Here is a 15,523-nt window from a genome sequence, read left to right as displayed (position 1 = left end):
GAACACCTCGGCGCACGCGACAGTATGCCGCCTCGTCAGCGACGTCCCTTCGGCGAACGGATGGCAGACTGTAACACCGCTTCTCGCCGGTTCACCAGCTCGAATACCGGACATTGTGGAAGGTCCGGCACGGGTGCGAGTCCTTACCCGTTCTTTGTCGCCTATTCCGCCACAGCGGTGTGACTGGCGACGATGTGTCGTATTAGATCGATGATTTCCGGCAGATGGTCGGAAAGGAAGAAATGCCCGCCGGGAAACACGTGCCACATCGGCTCGGTGACGCATTCCCGCGCCCACCCCGCGGCCCGGTCCGGGTCCACGTGCTCGTCCCGGTCGCCGAGCAGCACGTGCACCGGCACCTCCAGCGGCGGCTCCTGGTGGTAGGCGTACCGCTCGGACAGCGCGAAGTCGGCCCGTACCCCGGGCAGGATCAGCTCCATCAGGTCGCGGTCGGCCAGCAGCGCGGCCGGCGTCGCCCCGAAGTCCCGCAACGCCTCGACCAGGCCGGCGTCGTCGAGGTCGTGCACGCGCCGCCGTACCAGGCGATTCCGCGGTGCCTCCGCGCCGCCGACCAGCAACGCCAGCGGCGCGGGCGCGCCCCGGCGGCGCAGCTCCCGGGTCACCTCGAACGCCACCAGCGCCCCCAGGCTGTGGCCGACCAGCAGGAACGGCCCGGACGCCCGCTCGGCGACGGCTGTCGCCAGCGCGTCCACCAGCTCCGCGAGGTCGTCCACCGGCGGCTCGTGCAGCCGGGCGCCCCGGCCCGGCATCAGCGCGACCTGCACCGACAGCTCCGGCGCGGCCAGCTCCTGCCACTGCGCGAAGGAGGCGGCCACGCCACCGGCGTACGGGAAGACGAACACCTGGGCGTCACCGGCCGAAGGTCCGGCCGGCCCGAACCAGCGGCTCGCACTCACCTGGGACATGGCCAGGAGCATAGGGCGCGCCGTCGCGGCGGGTGGCCGCCCGGACACCGGTCCGGCACGCCCACGCCGGCACCGGCCGGTGCTACGGTGGACCCCGGGCGAGCCGGACGTGGCCGTCCGAGCACGAAGACCGCACAGGGAGACCAGACATGGCGGGTGACGACGACATCTCCGGGTGAGACCGGACATGTGACCGACCGCAGGCGAGCGCCGTGGTCGTGTCGTCGTACCCCGAGACCGTGTCCCCCGCCGGGCGGCTGAGGTCCGCCCGCCCTCACCTTCGAGGTCGTCTTCCGATGTCCGACTCCTTCATCGTCTGCTCGAACCTGACCTTCTCCTGGCCGGACGACACCCCGGTGTTCCAGGACCTCTCCTTCACCCTCGGCGGCGGCCGGACCGGACTGGTCGCGCCGAACGGCGCCGGCAAGAGCACGCTGCTCAAGCTGATCGCCGGCGAGTACCGCCCGTCCGCCGGGTCGGTAACCGTCGACGGCGTGCTGGGCTACCTCCCGCAGACCCTGCCGCTCGCCGCCGACCTGACAGTGGCCGAGGTCCTGGAGATCGCCCCGCTGATCGCGGCGCTGCACGCCATCGAGTCCGGGGACGCCGACGAGAGGCACTTCACCACCATCGGCAACGACTGGGACATCGAGGAGCGCACCCGCGCCCAGCTCGACCGGCTCGGCTTCGGCGACCTCGCCTTCGATCGCCGCCTGGACACGCTCAGCGGCGGACAGGTGGTCTCCCTCGGCCTGGCGGCGCAACTGCTCAAGCAGCCCGACGTGCTGTTGTTGGACGAGCCCACGAACAACCTCGACCTCGGCGCCCGGCACCGGCTCCACGACGTGCTGGAGCAGTGGCACGGCTGCCTGCTGCTGGTCAGCCACGACCGGGCGCTGCTGGACCGGATGGACCGCATCGCCGAACTCGACCGCGGCGAGATACGGTTCCACGGCGGCAACTTCACCGCGTACGAGGCGGCGGTGCGGGCCGCACAGGAGGTGGCGGAGAAGAACGTCCGCAGCGCCGAGCAGGAGCTCAAGCGGGAGAAGCGGGAGTTGCAGGAGGCCCGCGAGCGGGCGGCCCGGCGAGCCGGGAACGCCGCCCGCAACCTGAAGAACGCGGGCCTGCCGAGGATCGTCGCCGGCGGCATGAAGCGGGACGCCCAGGTGGCCGCGGGCAAGGCGAACGAGATGCACTCGGGACGGGTCGACGGCGCCCGGGCACGGCTCGACGAGGCCGAGCGGGCGCTGCGCGACGAGCAGCGGATCACGGTGGAGCTACCCGCCACGGACGTGCCGGCCGGGCGTACGCTGCTGACCGCCGAACGGGTCCGGGTCCGGCACGGCGAGCGGTCCCTGTTCGCAGGTGACGGCGTCGACCTGACGATCCGGGGCCCGGAGCGGATCGCCCTGCTCGGCGACAACGGTGCGGGCAAGTCCACGCTGCTGCGCCTGATCGACGGCGACCTGGAGCCCGAGACCGGCCGGATCGCCCGCGCCGACGGCCGGATCGCGTACCTGTCGCAGCGGCTGGACCTGCTGGACCTGGACCGTACCGTGGCGGAGAACCTGGCCGTGTTCGCGCCGCAGGCCCCGGATGCGCAGCGGATGAACCTGCTCGCCCGGTTCCTGTTCCGCGGCCCGCGAGCGCACCTGCCGGTGGGCGTGCTCTCCGGCGGTGAGCGGCTGCGCGCCACGCTCGCCTGCGTCCTGGGCGCCGAACCGGCGCCGCAACTCCTGCTGCTCGACGAGCCGACGAACAACCTCGACCTGGTCAGCGTCGCTCAGCTGGAGAGCGCGCTCAACGCCTACCGGGGCGCGCTGCTGGTGGTCAGCCACGACGAACGGTTCCTCGCCGCGATCGACGTCGGCCGCTGGCTGCGCCTGGCGCAGGGACGCCTGGTGGAGACCGGCCCCCCGGACGCCGGCTGACCGACAGGGGCCCGGTCAGACCGCCGGCAGGCGGACGACGAAGCGGCACCCGCCGGTGACGTTGTGCGCGTCGACCCGCCCGCCGTGCGCCTCGACCAGTCCGCGCACGATCGCCAGGCCCAGCCCGCCGCCGGCCGGCGCCGCCTCGTCGGCGCCGGCCGGTGCGGGGGTACGGGCCCGGGTACCCCGGAACGCCACGTCGAAGACCCGGGGCAGGTCCGCCTCCGGAATGCCGCCGCAGGTGTCGGAGACGGCCAGCCACGCGTCGTCGTCGTCCCGGCCGGCGTCGATGCGCACCGTGCCGTCCGGTGGCGTGTACCGCACCGAGTTGACCAGCAGGTTCGTCACGACGCGGGCGAGTTCGGCCTCGGCGGCCCGGACGGTCGGCCAGCCGGTCTCCGGGGCGACGACACGTACCCGCCGGTCGGCGGCCAGCGGCGCGGTGGCGGCGATCGCGTCGGAGACCACGTCGCCGAGCGGGACCGGGGACAGCGCGGGCCGCAGCGCTCCGGCGGTGATCCGGGACAGCTCGAACAGGTCGTCGACCAGCCGCGTCATCCGGTCCGTCTCGACCCGGATCCGGCGGTGGTACTCGGCCACCGCCGCCGGCTCGTCGACCACCCGGTCCTCCAGCGCCTCCGCCATCGCCCGCAGGCCGGCCAGCGGCGTACGCAGGTCGTGCGAGACCCACGCGACCAGCTCACGGCGGCCGGCCTCCAGCTGCCGTTCCCGCTGCCGGGCCTGGTCGGCCCAGACCGCCGCCTGCGCCAGCCGCCGCGCGAACGCCACCCCGACGGCGAGACTGACCGCCGCGGACGCCGCCACCGTCACGAGGACGACCTGGAGGTCGTGCGCGGACAGGAACATGGCCTGGGCGACAGCCGTGACGCCCGCCGTCACCGAGGCGATAGTGACCGCCAGCAGCACCGCGATGTGCGCGAGGATCGACCGGTGACGCACCAGCCGCAGCGCGCCCACAGCGAGCGCGCCGACGGCCGCGCCGGCGAGGAGGGCGTAGAGCCCGATGACCATCAGTTCGTTCACCGGGACGCCTCCGACGGCTCGTACCGGTAGCCGACGCCCCACACGGTGACGATGCGGCGCGGCTGCGCCGGGTGGTCCTCGATCTTCTCCCGCAGACGCCGGACGTGGACGGTGACAGTGGACTGGTCGCCGAAGCGCCAGCCCCACACGCGGTCCAGCAGCTCGGCCCGCGACCAGGCGCGTCCCGGGTTCGCCAGCAGGAACGCGAGCAGGTCGAACTCCCGTACGGTCAGCGACAGCGGACGCCCCCCGCGCTCGGCGACGCGCCGGTCGGTGTCCGCGGTGAGGTCGCCGTCGCACAGCATCCCCGCCGGTCCCCGGTCCGGCGGGGCCGCGCGCCGCAGCACCGACCGGATGCGCAGCACCAGTTCGCGGGGCGAGAACGGCTTGGTCACGTAGTCGTCCGCCCCGACCTCCAGCCCGGCGACCCGGTCGGCCTCGTCCCCGAGCGCGGTCAGCATGACCACAGGCAGGCCGGGCAGGCGGCGACGCAGCCGCCGGCACACCTCGATGCCGTCGAGACCCGGCATCATCAGGTCGAGGACCACCAGGTCGGGTGGCTCCTCCTCGGCCGCGGCGAGCGCGCCGGGCCCGTCGAAGGACAGCCGGACCCGGCAGCCGTCCTGTTCCAGGTACCGCCGGACGACGTCGCTCACCGTCCGGTCGTCGTCGACGACGAGCACATAGCGCCCCATGGGCCCAGACGCTACCCATCGGCGTCCCGGTGCGGCGGCCCGCGGTCGGCCCGTAAGCGGTCGGAAAGATCTTTCCGCCGGGTCGGCGCCTACTGTCGGAGCATGGGCAGAAGACGTGTGGTGTTGTCGGGGCTCGCCGTCGTGGTCGTCACCGGTCTCGCGGTGGGTCTGTACCTGTTCCAGCCGTGGCGGCTGGTGACCGACCGTGAGGTGCGCGAGGCGCTGCCGTCGGTGGCGGAGCCGCAGCCGGCCGGTACTTCCGGCCCGTCGCCCTCCGGTACGGCCGGCCCCTCGGCGACCGGCGCGGCGCCCGCCGACGTGCTCCTCGCCGCCGGTGACTTCGTCACCCACGAGCACGACACGTCCGGCCGGGCGCAGCTGGTCCGCCTCGCCGACGGCCGCCGCCAGCTGCTCCTGCGGGGACTGGACACCTCGGACGGCCCCGACCTGCGGGTGTGGCTCACCGACCGGAAGGTGCTGCCCGGCCGCGCCGGCTGGCAGGTGTTCGACGACGGCCGCTGGGTCGAACTGGGCCGGCTCAAGGGCAACATCGGCGACCAGGCGTACGACATCCCGGCGTCGGTGGACCTGGACGGGTTGCGCAGCGTGTCGATCTGGTGCAAGCGGTTCGCGGTCTCGTTCGGCGCGGCGCCGCTGGCCGGTGTGACGGGATCGGCGCCGGCCTGACGCTGGTGCCGCCGGCCTCGGACGCTGGGCTACGCTGCGGGAAGCGCTGGTTCACCCGGTCGGCGACGGCCGGGTGTCGTAAGAGGGAACCCGGTGGGAATCCGGGACTGCCCCGCAGCGGTGAGCGGGAACGACCGCCGTCAACAGCACTGGGCCACGGCCTGGGAAGCGACGGCCAGTAGGCGACCTCGTGTCCGGCCCGCGAGTCCGAAGACCTGCCCGCGTCGCGCGTACCACCGGTGCGCGCCGCCGTCGACCTCGCGGGTGGGTCGGGCGGGTGACACGCCGTGCGGAGGGCCGTCGGCGGGCCCTCGACGTGCACACCCCGGCCGGTCGGCGGTCCGCTTCTGCGAGGACGGAACCGCACAGTGCCCGACACCATCACGCTCACCGGCCGACCACCGTCGGCCTCGCACCTGACCCTGTCGCAGATCATGGACCAGCACCACACCAACCTGATGGGCACGGTCCACGGCGGGCGCATCCTCAACCTGATCGACTCGGTCGCCGGAGTGGTCGCCGCCCGCCACTCCGACGGCCCGGCAGTCACCGCCGCCATCGACGAGACCGCGTTTCTGCGTGCGGTACGCGTCGGGGACGTGGTGCACGTGGACGCCCGGATCACCTGGGCCGGCCGCAGCTCGATGGAGGTGGCGGTCAAGGTCAGCGCGGACCGGTGGGACCGCGCGGTGCCGCCGGTGGACGTGGCCACCGCGCATCTGGTGATGGTGGCGGTGGACGACGAGGGGCAGCCCCGGCCGGTGCCGCCGCTGCACACCGAGACCGAGGGCGACCGGCGGCGCTACCGGGAGGCGCAGATCCGGCGCGAGCACCGGCTGGCGCTGCGGCGGGCGCTGCTCGACGGCGCCGGGGAGGGCTGAGCGGTGCTCGGACTCTCAGCGGCCACGCTCGCCGGCTATCTGGCCGCCATCGTGGTGCTCATGCTCACCCCGGGGCCGGACATGATGTTCGTGCTCGCCAACGCCACCCGGTACGGCCCGCGGGCGGGCGCGGTGGCCGCGCTCGGGGTCGCCGCCGGGGAGGCGGTGCACGTCGCCGCCGTGGTGGCCGGGCTCGCCACCGTCATCGCCGCGTCTCCGGTGCTGTTCACCGCGATCCGGTGGGCCGGTGCGGCGTACCTGATCGTGCTGGGCCTGCGGGCGCTGCGCGGCACGGGCCGGCCCGGCGCGCGTGCGGACCGGCCGGACGGCGGCGCCGGTCGGGCGTTCCGGCGCGGGCTGCTGACGAACCTGCTCAACCCGAAGATGATCCTGTTCAGTGTGGCGTTCCTGCCGCAGTTCGTCCGGCCCGAGGCGGGCCCGGTGGCGGCGCAACTGGTGCTGCTCGGCGTGCTGTTCGTCGCGGTGCAGCTCGCCGTGGACCTGGCGCTCGGCGTGGGCGCCGGGCGGTTCGCCAGCCGGTGGGGCGACAGCCGCTGGTCGCGGCGCGTCGACCGGCTCTGCGCGGTCGCCTTCGTGGCGCTCGGCGTGCGGCTGGCCGCCGGCTGATCGACTCCGTCACGCCGAGGTGGCGGCATCAGAGGTGCTCCGACCCCGCCACCTCGGCGAACTGGCGATGATCATGACGCCGTCTCCAGCGGCGACTCCGCCGGCGTGCCGGGCAGGGCCGGCCGCTCTCGGTCCAGGTGCAGGCGCAGCAGCACCCAGCCCAGCGACACGCCGCCGATGAACACGTACGCGGGCTGGGTGCCGAACGTGTCCCAGCAGGTGTGCAGCGTGACGGCGGCGGCGAAGGTGAGCAGGAACGCCGCCAGCTTCCGGCCGCCGGGGGCGGCGGCGAACGTGAACAACGCGGCGGCGGTCAGCCCGGTCCAGGCCAGGTGCGCGGCAGGCGCGGTGAGACCGCGTACCAGCAGCGTCTGCTCGACCGCGCCGAGACTGCCCTGCGACCCGACGAACGCGGCGAACGCGTAGCCCATGGTCTCCAGCGCGGCGAACCCGGCGCCGGAGGCCACGCCGATCACCAGCCCCTGCGCCGGGGACGGGTGCCGCCGCCACAGCAGCAGGATGCCGGCCGGCACGATCAGCTTGGCGGTCTCCTCGGCCAGCCCGACGAGCGCCATCGGCAGGACGCCGAGGCGGTGCAGTGTGCCGTACTCCAGCCAGCCGGCGGCGACCACGCCGATCACGCCGCCGAGCAGCGCGGCGACGCCGACGACGGAGCCGGGGACCGGGCGGCGCGCCGGCCTCCCCTGGGCGAAGGTCAGGAACGTGGCGGGCGCGACGGACGCGCCGAGCACGATCAGCGCCGGTACGAACGTGACGGTCCCGGTGCCGGCGAGTGTCTCCAGCACCAGCAGGTGGAGCCCGACGCCGACGAGCAGGACCGCCACCCACGCCCAGCGGCGCCCGGTATTCCCCATACCGCCGAGTATCGCGCCCGCCGCGCCGCGCCCGAATCGGGGTGGGCACTGTGGACGGTGAGATCAATCCGACACGCCGACACGACATCTGGTGTTGCACGGGAGCCCTCACCGCCATATATGGTGGTGCCGCAGCTGGTTCGGCCGAGCCCTTCGGGGCGGGGCCGAGGCAAGAGGGAACCCGGTGGAAGTCCGGGACTGCCCCGCAGCGGTGAGTGGGAACGACAGCCGTCAACAGCACTGGGCCACCGGCCTGGGAAGCGACGGCCGGTAGGCGACCGGCGACCCCGGTCGGGCCCGCGAGTCCGAAGACCTGCCAGCGCGCCGTACGCCTCCGCGTACGGCGGTCGGAGGTCGCGCGGGACGACCGACGCCAGCAGCCGGGCCGGCCGTGCGCCGCGCCCGTTGGCGTCTCCCGCCGTCTCCAGACGGTGACAGCGAGGAGAGGTCATGACTGTCGTACAGGAGAGTCCCCCGTCCGGCACCGGCGGGTCCGAGGTCCGCCGGCCGGCGATGCGGGTACGCAAGCGCGACGGCGACACCGAGCCGGTGGACGTCAACAAGATCGTCCGGGCGGTGGAGCGCTGGGTCGCCGACCTGGACGAGGTGGACCCGCTGCGGGTGGCCACCAAGACGATAAGCGGGCTCTACGACGGGGCGACCACCGCCGAGCTGGACCGGTTGTCGATCCAGACCGCGGCGGAGCTGATCGGCGAGGAGCCGCAGTACTCGAAGCTGGCGGCGCGGCTGCTGGCCGCGTACGTGGACAAGGAGGTCCGCGGTCAGGGCGTGGCGAGCTTCAGCCAGTCGATCGCGTACGCGCACGGGCTGGGGCTGATCGGCGACGAGACGGCGGCGTTCGTGGCCCGGCACGCCCGCAAGCTGGACGACGCCGTGGACCCGGACGGCGACCTGCGGTTCGAGTACTTCGGACTGCGCACGGTGGCGGACCGCTACCTGCTGCGGCACCCGGAGTCCCGGCTGGTGGTGGAGACGCCGCAGTACTGGCTGCTGCGGGTGGCCTGCGGGCTGTCCCGCACCCCGGGCGAGGCGGTCGGCTTCTACCGGCTGATGTCCGCCCTGGCCTACCTGCCCAGCTCCCCCACGCTGTTCAACTCCGGCACCCGGCACACCCAGATGTCGTCGTGCTTCCTGGTCGATTCGCCGCGCGACGAGCTGGACTCGATCTACGAGCGGTACCACCAGGTGGCGAAGCTGTCGAAGTTCTCCGGCGGCATCGGCATCTCCTGGTCGCGGGTGCGCGGCCGGGGCGCGCTGATCCGGGGCACGAACGGCCGGTCCAACGGCATCGTGCCGTTCCTCAAGACGCTCGACGCCGGGGTGGCCGCGGTCAACCAGGGCGGCCGGCGCAAGGGTGCGGCCTGCGTCTACCTGGAGCCGTGGCACCCGGACGTGGAGGAGTTCCTGGAGCTGCGGGACAACACCGGCGAGGAGTCCCGGCGTACGCACAACCTCAACCTGGCCAACTGGATCCCGGACGAGTTCATGCGCCGGGTCGAGGCCGACGGCGAGTGGTCGCTGGTCGACCCGTCGGACGCCCCGGAGCTGCCCGACCTGTACGGCGAGGCGTTCGACTCCGCGTACCGGGCCGCCGAGAAGAAGGCGGTCCGCACGGTGCGGGCCCGGGACCTGTACGGGCGGATGATGCGCACGCTCGCGCAGACCGGCAACGGCTGGATGACGTTCAAGGACGCGTCGAACCGGTTGTCCAACCAGACCGGTGAGCCGGGCAACGTCATCCACCTGTCCAACCTGTGCACCGAGATCCTGGAGGTCAACGACGACGCCGAGACCGCCGTGTGCAGCCTCGGCTCGGTGAACCTCGGCGCCCACGTCACCGCCGACGGGGTGGACTGGGAGCGGCTGCGCGCGACGGTCCGCACGGCAGTGGTCTTCCTCGACCGGGTGATCGACATCAACTACTACCCGGCCGAGCAGGCGGCGGCGTCGAACCCGCGCTGGCGGCCGGTCGGGCTCGGCCTGATGGGGTTGCAGGACGCCTTCTTCACGCTGCGCCTGCCGTTCGACTCGGCGCAGGCCAAGGAGCTGTCCACCCGCGTGCAGGAGGAGATCCTGCTGACCGCGCTGGAGACCTCCGCCGGGCTGGCCGAGCAGTTCGGCCCGCATCCGGCGTACCCGCAGACCCGGGCCGCCAAGGGTGACCTGCACCCGGACCTGTGGGGCGCGGACCTCACCCAGGTCGACCGGTGGGCGGCGCTGCGGCTGCGCATCGGCGAGCACGGGCTGCGCAACTCGCTGCTGGTGGCGATCGCGCCGACCGCCACCATCGCGTCCATCGCCGGCTGCTACGAGTGCGTGGAGCCGCAGGTGTCCAACCTGTTCAAGCGCGAGACCATGTCCGGGGAGTTCCTCCAGGTCAACACGTACCTGGTGCGGGAGCTGAAGGCGCGTGGGCTGTGGACGCCGCAGGTCCGCGACCGGATCAAGCGGGCCGAGGGCTCGGTGCAGGACATCACCGAGCTGCCAATCGAGGTGCGGGAGCTGTTCCGCACCGCGTGGGAGCTGCCGCAGCGGGCGCTGATCGACCTGGCCGCCGCGCGCGCCCCGTTCATCGACCAGTCCCAGTCGCTGAACCTGTTCCTGAGCGCGCCGACCATCGGCAAGCTGTCCTCGATGTACCTGTACGCCTGGAAGGCCGGGCTGAAGACCACCTACTACCTGCGTTCCCGTCCCGCCACCCGCATCCAGCAGGCCACCGTCGCCCCGGTGCTCGCCCCGCTCTCCGGCGTGGTCTCCGCCGTGAGCGACGACGAGGCGCTGGCCTGTTCCCTGGAGAACCCCGAGAGCTGCGAGGCATGCCAGTGACCACCACCGCACCGACCCGGCACATGCTGCTCGACCCCGGCATGGACCTGACCCTGCGGCCGATGCGCTACCCGCGCTTCTTCGACCGGTTCAAGGACGCGATCAAGAACACCTGGACGGTCGAGGAGGTGGACCTGCACTCCGACCTCGCCGACCTGGCGAAGCTGTCCCCGGCCGAACGGCACCTGGTCTCCCGGCTGGTGGCGTTCTTCGCCACCGGCGACACCATCGTGGCCAACAACCTGGTGCTCAACCTCTACCAGCACGTCAACTCGCCCGAGGGCCGGCTCTACCTGTCCCGGCAGCTGTTCGAGGAGGCGGTGCACGTCCAGTTCTACCTGAATCTGCTCGACACGTACGTGCCGGACGAGAAGGAACGGTTCGCCGCGTTCGCCGCGGTGGAGAACATCCCGTCGATCGCCCGCAAGGCCGAGTTCTGCTTCCGGTGGATCGACTCGATCTTCGAACTGCGGGAACTGCGGACCCGGGCGGACCGGCGGGCGTTCCTGCTCAACCTGATCTGCTTCGCCGCGTGCATCGAGGGCCTGTTCTTCTACGGCGCGTTCGCCTACGTCTACTTCCTGCGCTCCCGGGGCCTGCTCAACGGGCTGGCCTCCGGCACCAACTGGGTGTTCCGGGACGAGTCGATGCACATGGCGTTCGCGTTCGACGTGGTGGAGACCGTACGCGCCGAGGAGCCGGACCTGTTCGACGACGAGATGGAGCGGCAGGTGAAGGAGATGCTGGCCGAGGCGGTGGAGTGCGAGGTGAGCTTCGCCGAGGACCTGCTGGGGCAGGGCGTACCCGGGATGTCGCTGGCCCACATGCGCGAGTACCTCCAGCACGTGGCCGACCGGCGACTCGCCGTGCTCGGCATCGCCCCGATGTACGGCAGCGGCAACCCGTTCGCGTTCATGGAGTTGCAGGACGTGCAGGAGCTGTCCAACTTCTTCGAGCGCCGGGTGTCGGCGTACCAGGTCGGGGTGACCGGCTCGGTCACCTTCGACGACGACTTCTGACCGCCGCCCCCGCCCCGGCCGTCACGGCCGGGGCGGGACCGGGCTCTCGCCGGGCAGCGCCGTCGCCCGGACCCGCCCGATCAACGCCACCACGGCGACCGCCATCACGGCCACCACCACGAACGCGCTGCGCAGGTCCAGCGCACCGGCGAGCAGGCCGATCACCGGTGCCGCCAGCAACGCGCCCGGCCACTGCCCCATGGCCACCACCGAGACGCCCTCGCCCGAGGTGAGGCCGGGCTGCTCCCCGGCGAAGCCGAGCACCGTCGGCGTCACGCACGCCAGGCCGAAGCCGAGCAGTCCGAAGCCGGCCATCACCGCGGCCGGATGGGGGTACGCCACCGGCAGCGCCACGCCGGCGGTGGCCACGAGCGCGGACAGCCGGACGAAGCGGATCCGCCCGAACCGGCCGGCCAGCCGGTCGCCGAACAGCCGGGCGACGGTGGCGGCCAGCGACAGGCAGGTGTACGTCGCAGCGGCCAGCACCGCTGCGGCGCCTGCGACCTCGGTCGCGTACAGGGCGCTCCACTGTGCGCCGGCCATCTCGATGAACGAGGCGAGGAAGGCGATCACCGCGAGCAGCAGCAACTGCGGGGTGAACCGGTCGCGCAGCCGTCGCCGGTCCTCGCCGTCCTTCGTCTCCTGCCGGGGCGTGTCCGGCAGCCAGCGGTGCGTGCCGACCAGCAGCGCGCCCAGCAGGACGCTGGTGACCGCCATCTGCGCCGACGGGGACATCCCGATCGCCGCGGCGCCGGTGCCGCACAGGCCGCCGGCCAGCATGCCGATGCTGAACCCGGCGTGGAAGGTGGACAGAATGGGCCGCCCGTACCGCTTCTGCACCTCCACCGACTGGGCGTTCATCGGCGTGGCCAGCAGGTTCGCCGCGAAGCCCCAGACCGCGAGCCCGCCGACCAGCGCCACCACAGTGGTGGACGCGGCCAGCAGGGGGGCGTTGACCAGGATCAGCGCGGCCCCGGCCAGCGCCAGCCGCCGGGTGTTGATCCGGCTGATCAGCACCGCCACCACGACCAGGGAGACCAGCTCCCCGGCGTTCGTGGCGATGTTCGCCAGGCCCCAGCCGGTGTTGCCGACGCCCACCGCGTCCCGCACCTCCGGCACGCGGGCCGACCACCCGCCGATGGCCAGACCCATGATGACGAAGAGCAGCGCCACCGACCAGCGGGCCCGTACGGCCGAGCGTGGCACCGGCGGCGCGGGCTGCTCCGTGGTGCGCTGGTTCGTCGAGGTGTCCGTCATGGTCGTCGTACCTCTCTCCGATCGGTCCGTCGGAACTCCTACCCGATCGCGTGGTCGAGGAAGCACGCACCGTCAGGAAGGCGTACTTGCGCCGGGGTGGTCGCGGGGTCGGTGACGAGCGCCGAGACCACCGCGACGTAGTCGTCGATCAGCCCGCTCACCAGGTCGTCGCCGAAGACGCCCCGGTTGCGGATCACCACGCCGCCGGCCCGGTCGTCGTCCACCACGACGATCGGTGAGCCGCGCTTGACCCAGACGGGCAGGCACTCGGGCGGCACGTCGGCGGCGACCACCGGCGGCGGTGTGCCGGGAGCGGGCCGGGCGGTGATGTCGACCGGCTCCACGAGCAGCTCCGGGCAGTGCAGCACCGGCGACGCCGACGCGGCGGACTGGAACCAGGCGTCGAACAGGTGGTTGTCCGGCCAGGGGCGGACATCTGCGAAGTCGGGACGGACCGCCCGGGCCAGCCGGTGGAACGCGGTGGCGTGCGCGACCGCCTCGGTCAGCGACGCGTGCGCGGCGTCGGTAACGGCGCTCATCGGCGCGTCCGCCGCCACGTCGACCGGCAGGTAGACGTTGTTGGTGAACTGACCGACGAGCTGCCGGGACAGCGGGCTCTCCCGGCCCAGCGTGGTGGTGCCCAGCACCACCCGGGACCGGCCGGCCCGCCGCGACAGCAGCACCAGGTACGCGGCGAGCAGCAGCACGTACGGGCTGGTGCGGGCCCGCCGGGCGGCCGGGCGCAGCCGCGCGGTGACCTCGGGCGGGAACGCGAAGCGGGTGGCCACCTCGGCGCTGAGCGCGACGTCCGGCGCCGGCGGCGACGCCGGGAACAACTGGTACGGCTCCACCGGCCGCAGCCGGTCCCGCCAGTACGCGGCCCGGGCGGCGGCGCCGACGCCGTTGCCGGCCTGCTCCGCCTCCTGGAGCGCGGCGAGCGCGGTGGGGTCCACGCCCAGCGGCGGCTGCGGATCGGCCGCGCCGAGCCGGGCCGCGTACGCGTGGCACAGGTCCTCCACCACGACGCGGCACGACCAGCCGTCGGAGACCATGTGGAAGAAGCAGAGCGCGAGCACGTGCTCGGTCTCGGAGAGCCGGACCAGCGCGGCCCGCCACAGTGGCGCCCGGCCGGGGTCGAAGGCGTCGTTGCGGTGCGCGTAAGCGATCCGCTCGACGCGGGCCTGCTGCTCGGCCGGCGGCAGGCCGGACAGGTCGACGTACTCCAGCGGCGACTCCACGTACGGCAGGATCCGCACCTCGGGCTCTGCGCCGATGCGATCGAACCGCATCCGCAGCGCGTCGTGGCGGTCCACCACGTCCTGCATCGCCTGCCGCAGCACGTCGACCCGCAGGGTGCCCCGCAACCGGCGGAACTCCACCACCACGAGCCGGGAGGCGCCGGGGTGAGCCGGGTCGAGCGCGGTCATGAACTCCCACATCATCTGCTGGCCGGGGGCCAGCGGGAACGTCGTCGGCACTGTCACTCCCCCGATCAGGCCGCCACCGGCGGCGCGGCCACCGGCGGAACCGGCCGGTGGTCCCCGTCCGGCCGGTGGTCCGCCTCGTCCGGCTGGTAGTCCGCCTCGTCCGGCGCGCGGAAGCCGGTGAAGAGCAGGTCGGGGCGGCCGAGCCGGAGCGAGGTGACGAACGCGGCGCCGTCGAAGAGCGTCTCGATGGCCGCGCAGGCCATCGACTCGGCCACCGCGCGCGGTCCCCGGTCGCCGCCGAGCCGGCCGGGTGTCTTCGCGGCGACCACGGCGGCCGCGACGGCCGGCACCGCGAGCAGGCTGCGCCCCCCGCTGCGCCGGGCGGTCAGCAGCCCGGCCAGCGCGGTCACGGCGAGCGTGCTGGCGGTGTTGAGCACGAACCGGCGCCGGTGCGGGTGGGCGAGGCAGAGCCACTGCTCGGAGCGCCCGTACGTGGTGAACCGGTAGGCGACCGCGCGGAACGTGTCGGCGACACCGGTGTCGTGGGTGATCACCCCGTGCGGGTCGGTGAGCAGCACGTAGCCGGCGTCGGTGAGCAGCAGCCCGAGGTGCAGGTCCTCCCCGCCCAGCGGCATCGGGGAGTCCTCCGGGAATCCGCCGACCGCCTCGAAGACGGAGCGTTTCAGTGCCATGTTCGCCCCGGCGCCCCAGGACACGCGCTCGTAGTGCAGCGGCCGGGTCAGGTCGCCGAGCAGCAGGTAGGAGCGGCGCATCACGCGGAAGAACGCGCTGTCGCCGGGTTCCACGACGACCGGACCGGTGACGCCGGCGACCTCGTCACCGGAGGCGCGCAGCCGGGCCGCGTACCGAGTGATCAGGTCGGCCGGCACCCGGCAGTCGGAGTCGGTGAACAGCAGCAGATCGTGGCGGGCGTGCCGGACGCCCAGGTTCCGTTTGGCCCCGACGTGCCGCGGCCCGCGCACGTAGCGGGCGCCGTACTCGGCGCAGGCGGCGCGGTGCGCGGCGGCCGCGGCGGGCGCCGAGTCGTCGACGACCACCACCTCCACCGGCTCCGGGCAGTTCGGGGCGGCGTCGCGCAGGCTGCGGAGCTGGCGGCGCATCTCCGCCACCCGGTCCTTGACCGGGATGACGACGGAGACGCCGCGCGTGACGGCGCGGGGTTCGGTCGGTTCGCCCACTGGCGATGCGGATCGGCTCATGCCCCGAGGTTCGACCACCGGGATACAACGCCGATACACGGCGCCGACCGGGCCGGCTATCGCACGTGTACCGCTGATGTATCG

At 73.3% G+C, this 15,523-nt stretch carries 13 protein-coding genes and 2 riboswitches; of the genes, 6 read left to right on the top strand and 7 right to left on the bottom strand.

Going from position 1 to position 15,523, the window contains the following annotated elements; translation table 11 throughout:
• Positions 1–161 precede the first annotated feature (161 nt).
• Positions 162–926, bottom strand: a complete 765-nt coding sequence (locus tag KSK32_RS24565; protein ID WP_254187178.1) for a thioesterase II family protein — start codon at positions 924–926, stop codon at positions 162–164.
• A gap of 296 nt (positions 927–1,222) precedes the next feature.
• Between KSK32_RS24565 and abc-f the strand changes: the two genes are divergently transcribed.
• Complete coding sequence (abc-f, locus tag KSK32_RS24560) at positions 1,223–2,860, top strand: ribosomal protection-like ABC-F family protein (protein ID WP_216933322.1); 1,638 nt, start codon at positions 1,223–1,225, stop codon at positions 2,858–2,860.
• Positions 2,861–2,875: 15 nt separating this feature from the next.
• Here the strand turns inward: abc-f and KSK32_RS24555 are convergent, their stop codons facing one another.
• On the bottom strand, positions 2,876–3,892 hold the full coding sequence (locus KSK32_RS24555) for a sensor histidine kinase KdpD (RefSeq protein WP_231394815.1): 1,017 nt from the start codon (positions 3,890–3,892) through the stop codon (positions 2,876–2,878).
• Positions 3,893–3,900: 8 nt separating this feature from the next.
• A complete protein-coding gene (locus KSK32_RS24550) occupies positions 3,901–4,599 on the bottom strand; it encodes a response regulator transcription factor (protein WP_216933321.1) in 699 nt (232 codons plus the stop codon).
• Between the two features lie 102 nt (positions 4,600–4,701).
• Between KSK32_RS24550 and KSK32_RS24545 the strand changes: the two genes are divergently transcribed.
• From KSK32_RS24545 to KSK32_RS24535, 3 genes are all read left to right on the top strand, one after another.
• A complete protein-coding gene (locus KSK32_RS24545; protein ID WP_216933320.1) occupies positions 4,702–5,286 on the top strand; it encodes a DM13 domain-containing protein in 585 nt (194 codons plus the stop codon).
• A gap of 30 nt (positions 5,287–5,316) precedes the next feature.
• A riboswitch (cobalamin riboswitch) is annotated at positions 5,317–5,524 on the top strand.
• A 130-nt stretch (positions 5,525–5,654) separates the two neighbouring features.
• Positions 5,655–6,167 carry an acyl-CoA thioesterase gene (locus tag KSK32_RS24540; RefSeq protein ID WP_216933319.1) on the top strand — a complete coding sequence of 171 codons (513 nt, stop codon included), beginning with the start codon at positions 5,655–5,657 and terminating at the stop codon, positions 6,165–6,167.
• Between the two features lie 3 nt (positions 6,168–6,170).
• Positions 6,171–6,794 (top strand): LysE family translocator, encoded by a 624-nt coding sequence (locus KSK32_RS24535; RefSeq protein WP_216933318.1) that lies wholly within the window; start codon positions 6,171–6,173, stop codon positions 6,792–6,794.
• 71 nt (positions 6,795–6,865) lie between these two features.
• On the opposite strand, the gene KSK32_RS24530 is transcribed toward KSK32_RS24535, so the two are convergent.
• Positions 6,866–7,669 (bottom strand): PrsW family intramembrane metalloprotease, encoded by an 804-nt coding sequence (locus KSK32_RS24530; protein WP_254187177.1) that lies wholly within the window; start codon positions 7,667–7,669, stop codon positions 6,866–6,868.
• A gap of 119 nt (positions 7,670–7,788) precedes the next feature.
• Positions 7,789–8,005: riboswitch (cobalamin riboswitch) on the top strand.
• A gap of 114 nt (positions 8,006–8,119) precedes the next feature.
• Between KSK32_RS24530 and KSK32_RS24525 the strand changes: the two genes are divergently transcribed.
• Both KSK32_RS24525 and KSK32_RS24520 read left to right on the top strand, forming a co-directional pair.
• Entirely contained in the window at positions 8,120–10,516 is a 2,397-nt protein-coding gene (locus tag KSK32_RS24525) for a ribonucleoside-diphosphate reductase subunit alpha (protein WP_216933317.1), read from the top strand.
• Complete coding sequence (locus tag KSK32_RS24520; protein WP_216933316.1) at positions 10,507–11,535, top strand: ribonucleotide-diphosphate reductase subunit beta; 1,029 nt, start codon at positions 10,507–10,509, stop codon at positions 11,533–11,535. The genes KSK32_RS24525 and KSK32_RS24520 overlap by 10 nt, the downstream gene beginning before the upstream one ends.
• A 21-nt stretch (positions 11,536–11,556) precedes the next feature.
• On the opposite strand, the gene KSK32_RS24515 is transcribed toward KSK32_RS24520, so the two are convergent.
• Genes KSK32_RS24515 through KSK32_RS24505 form a run of 3 tightly spaced genes read right to left on the bottom strand, consistent with a single transcriptional unit; the run spans position 11,557 to position 15,439 of the window.
• The gene (locus KSK32_RS24515; RefSeq protein WP_216933315.1) at positions 11,557–12,792 is read right to left on the bottom strand and encodes an MFS transporter; all 1,236 of its coding nucleotides are present in this window, start codon (positions 12,790–12,792) and stop codon (positions 11,557–11,559) included.
• Positions 12,793–12,830: 38 nt separating this feature from the next.
• Positions 12,831–14,270 (bottom strand): condensation domain-containing protein, encoded by a 1,440-nt coding sequence (locus KSK32_RS24510; RefSeq protein ID WP_216933314.1) that lies wholly within the window; start codon positions 14,268–14,270, stop codon positions 12,831–12,833.
• 14 nt (positions 14,271–14,284) lie between these two features.
• On the bottom strand, positions 14,285–15,439 hold the full coding sequence (locus KSK32_RS24505) for a glycosyltransferase (RefSeq protein WP_216933313.1): 1,155 nt from the start codon (positions 15,437–15,439) through the stop codon (positions 14,285–14,287).
• Positions 15,440–15,523: the final 84 nt, after the last annotated feature.

It is taken from the genome of Micromonospora sp. WMMB482, from assembly GCF_019038635.1.
Lineage (GTDB): Bacteria > Actinomycetota > Actinomycetes > Mycobacteriales > Micromonosporaceae > Micromonospora > Micromonospora marina.
Note: the sequence above shows the minus strand (reverse complement) of the source record. Positions and strands in the feature narration are given on the sequence as shown.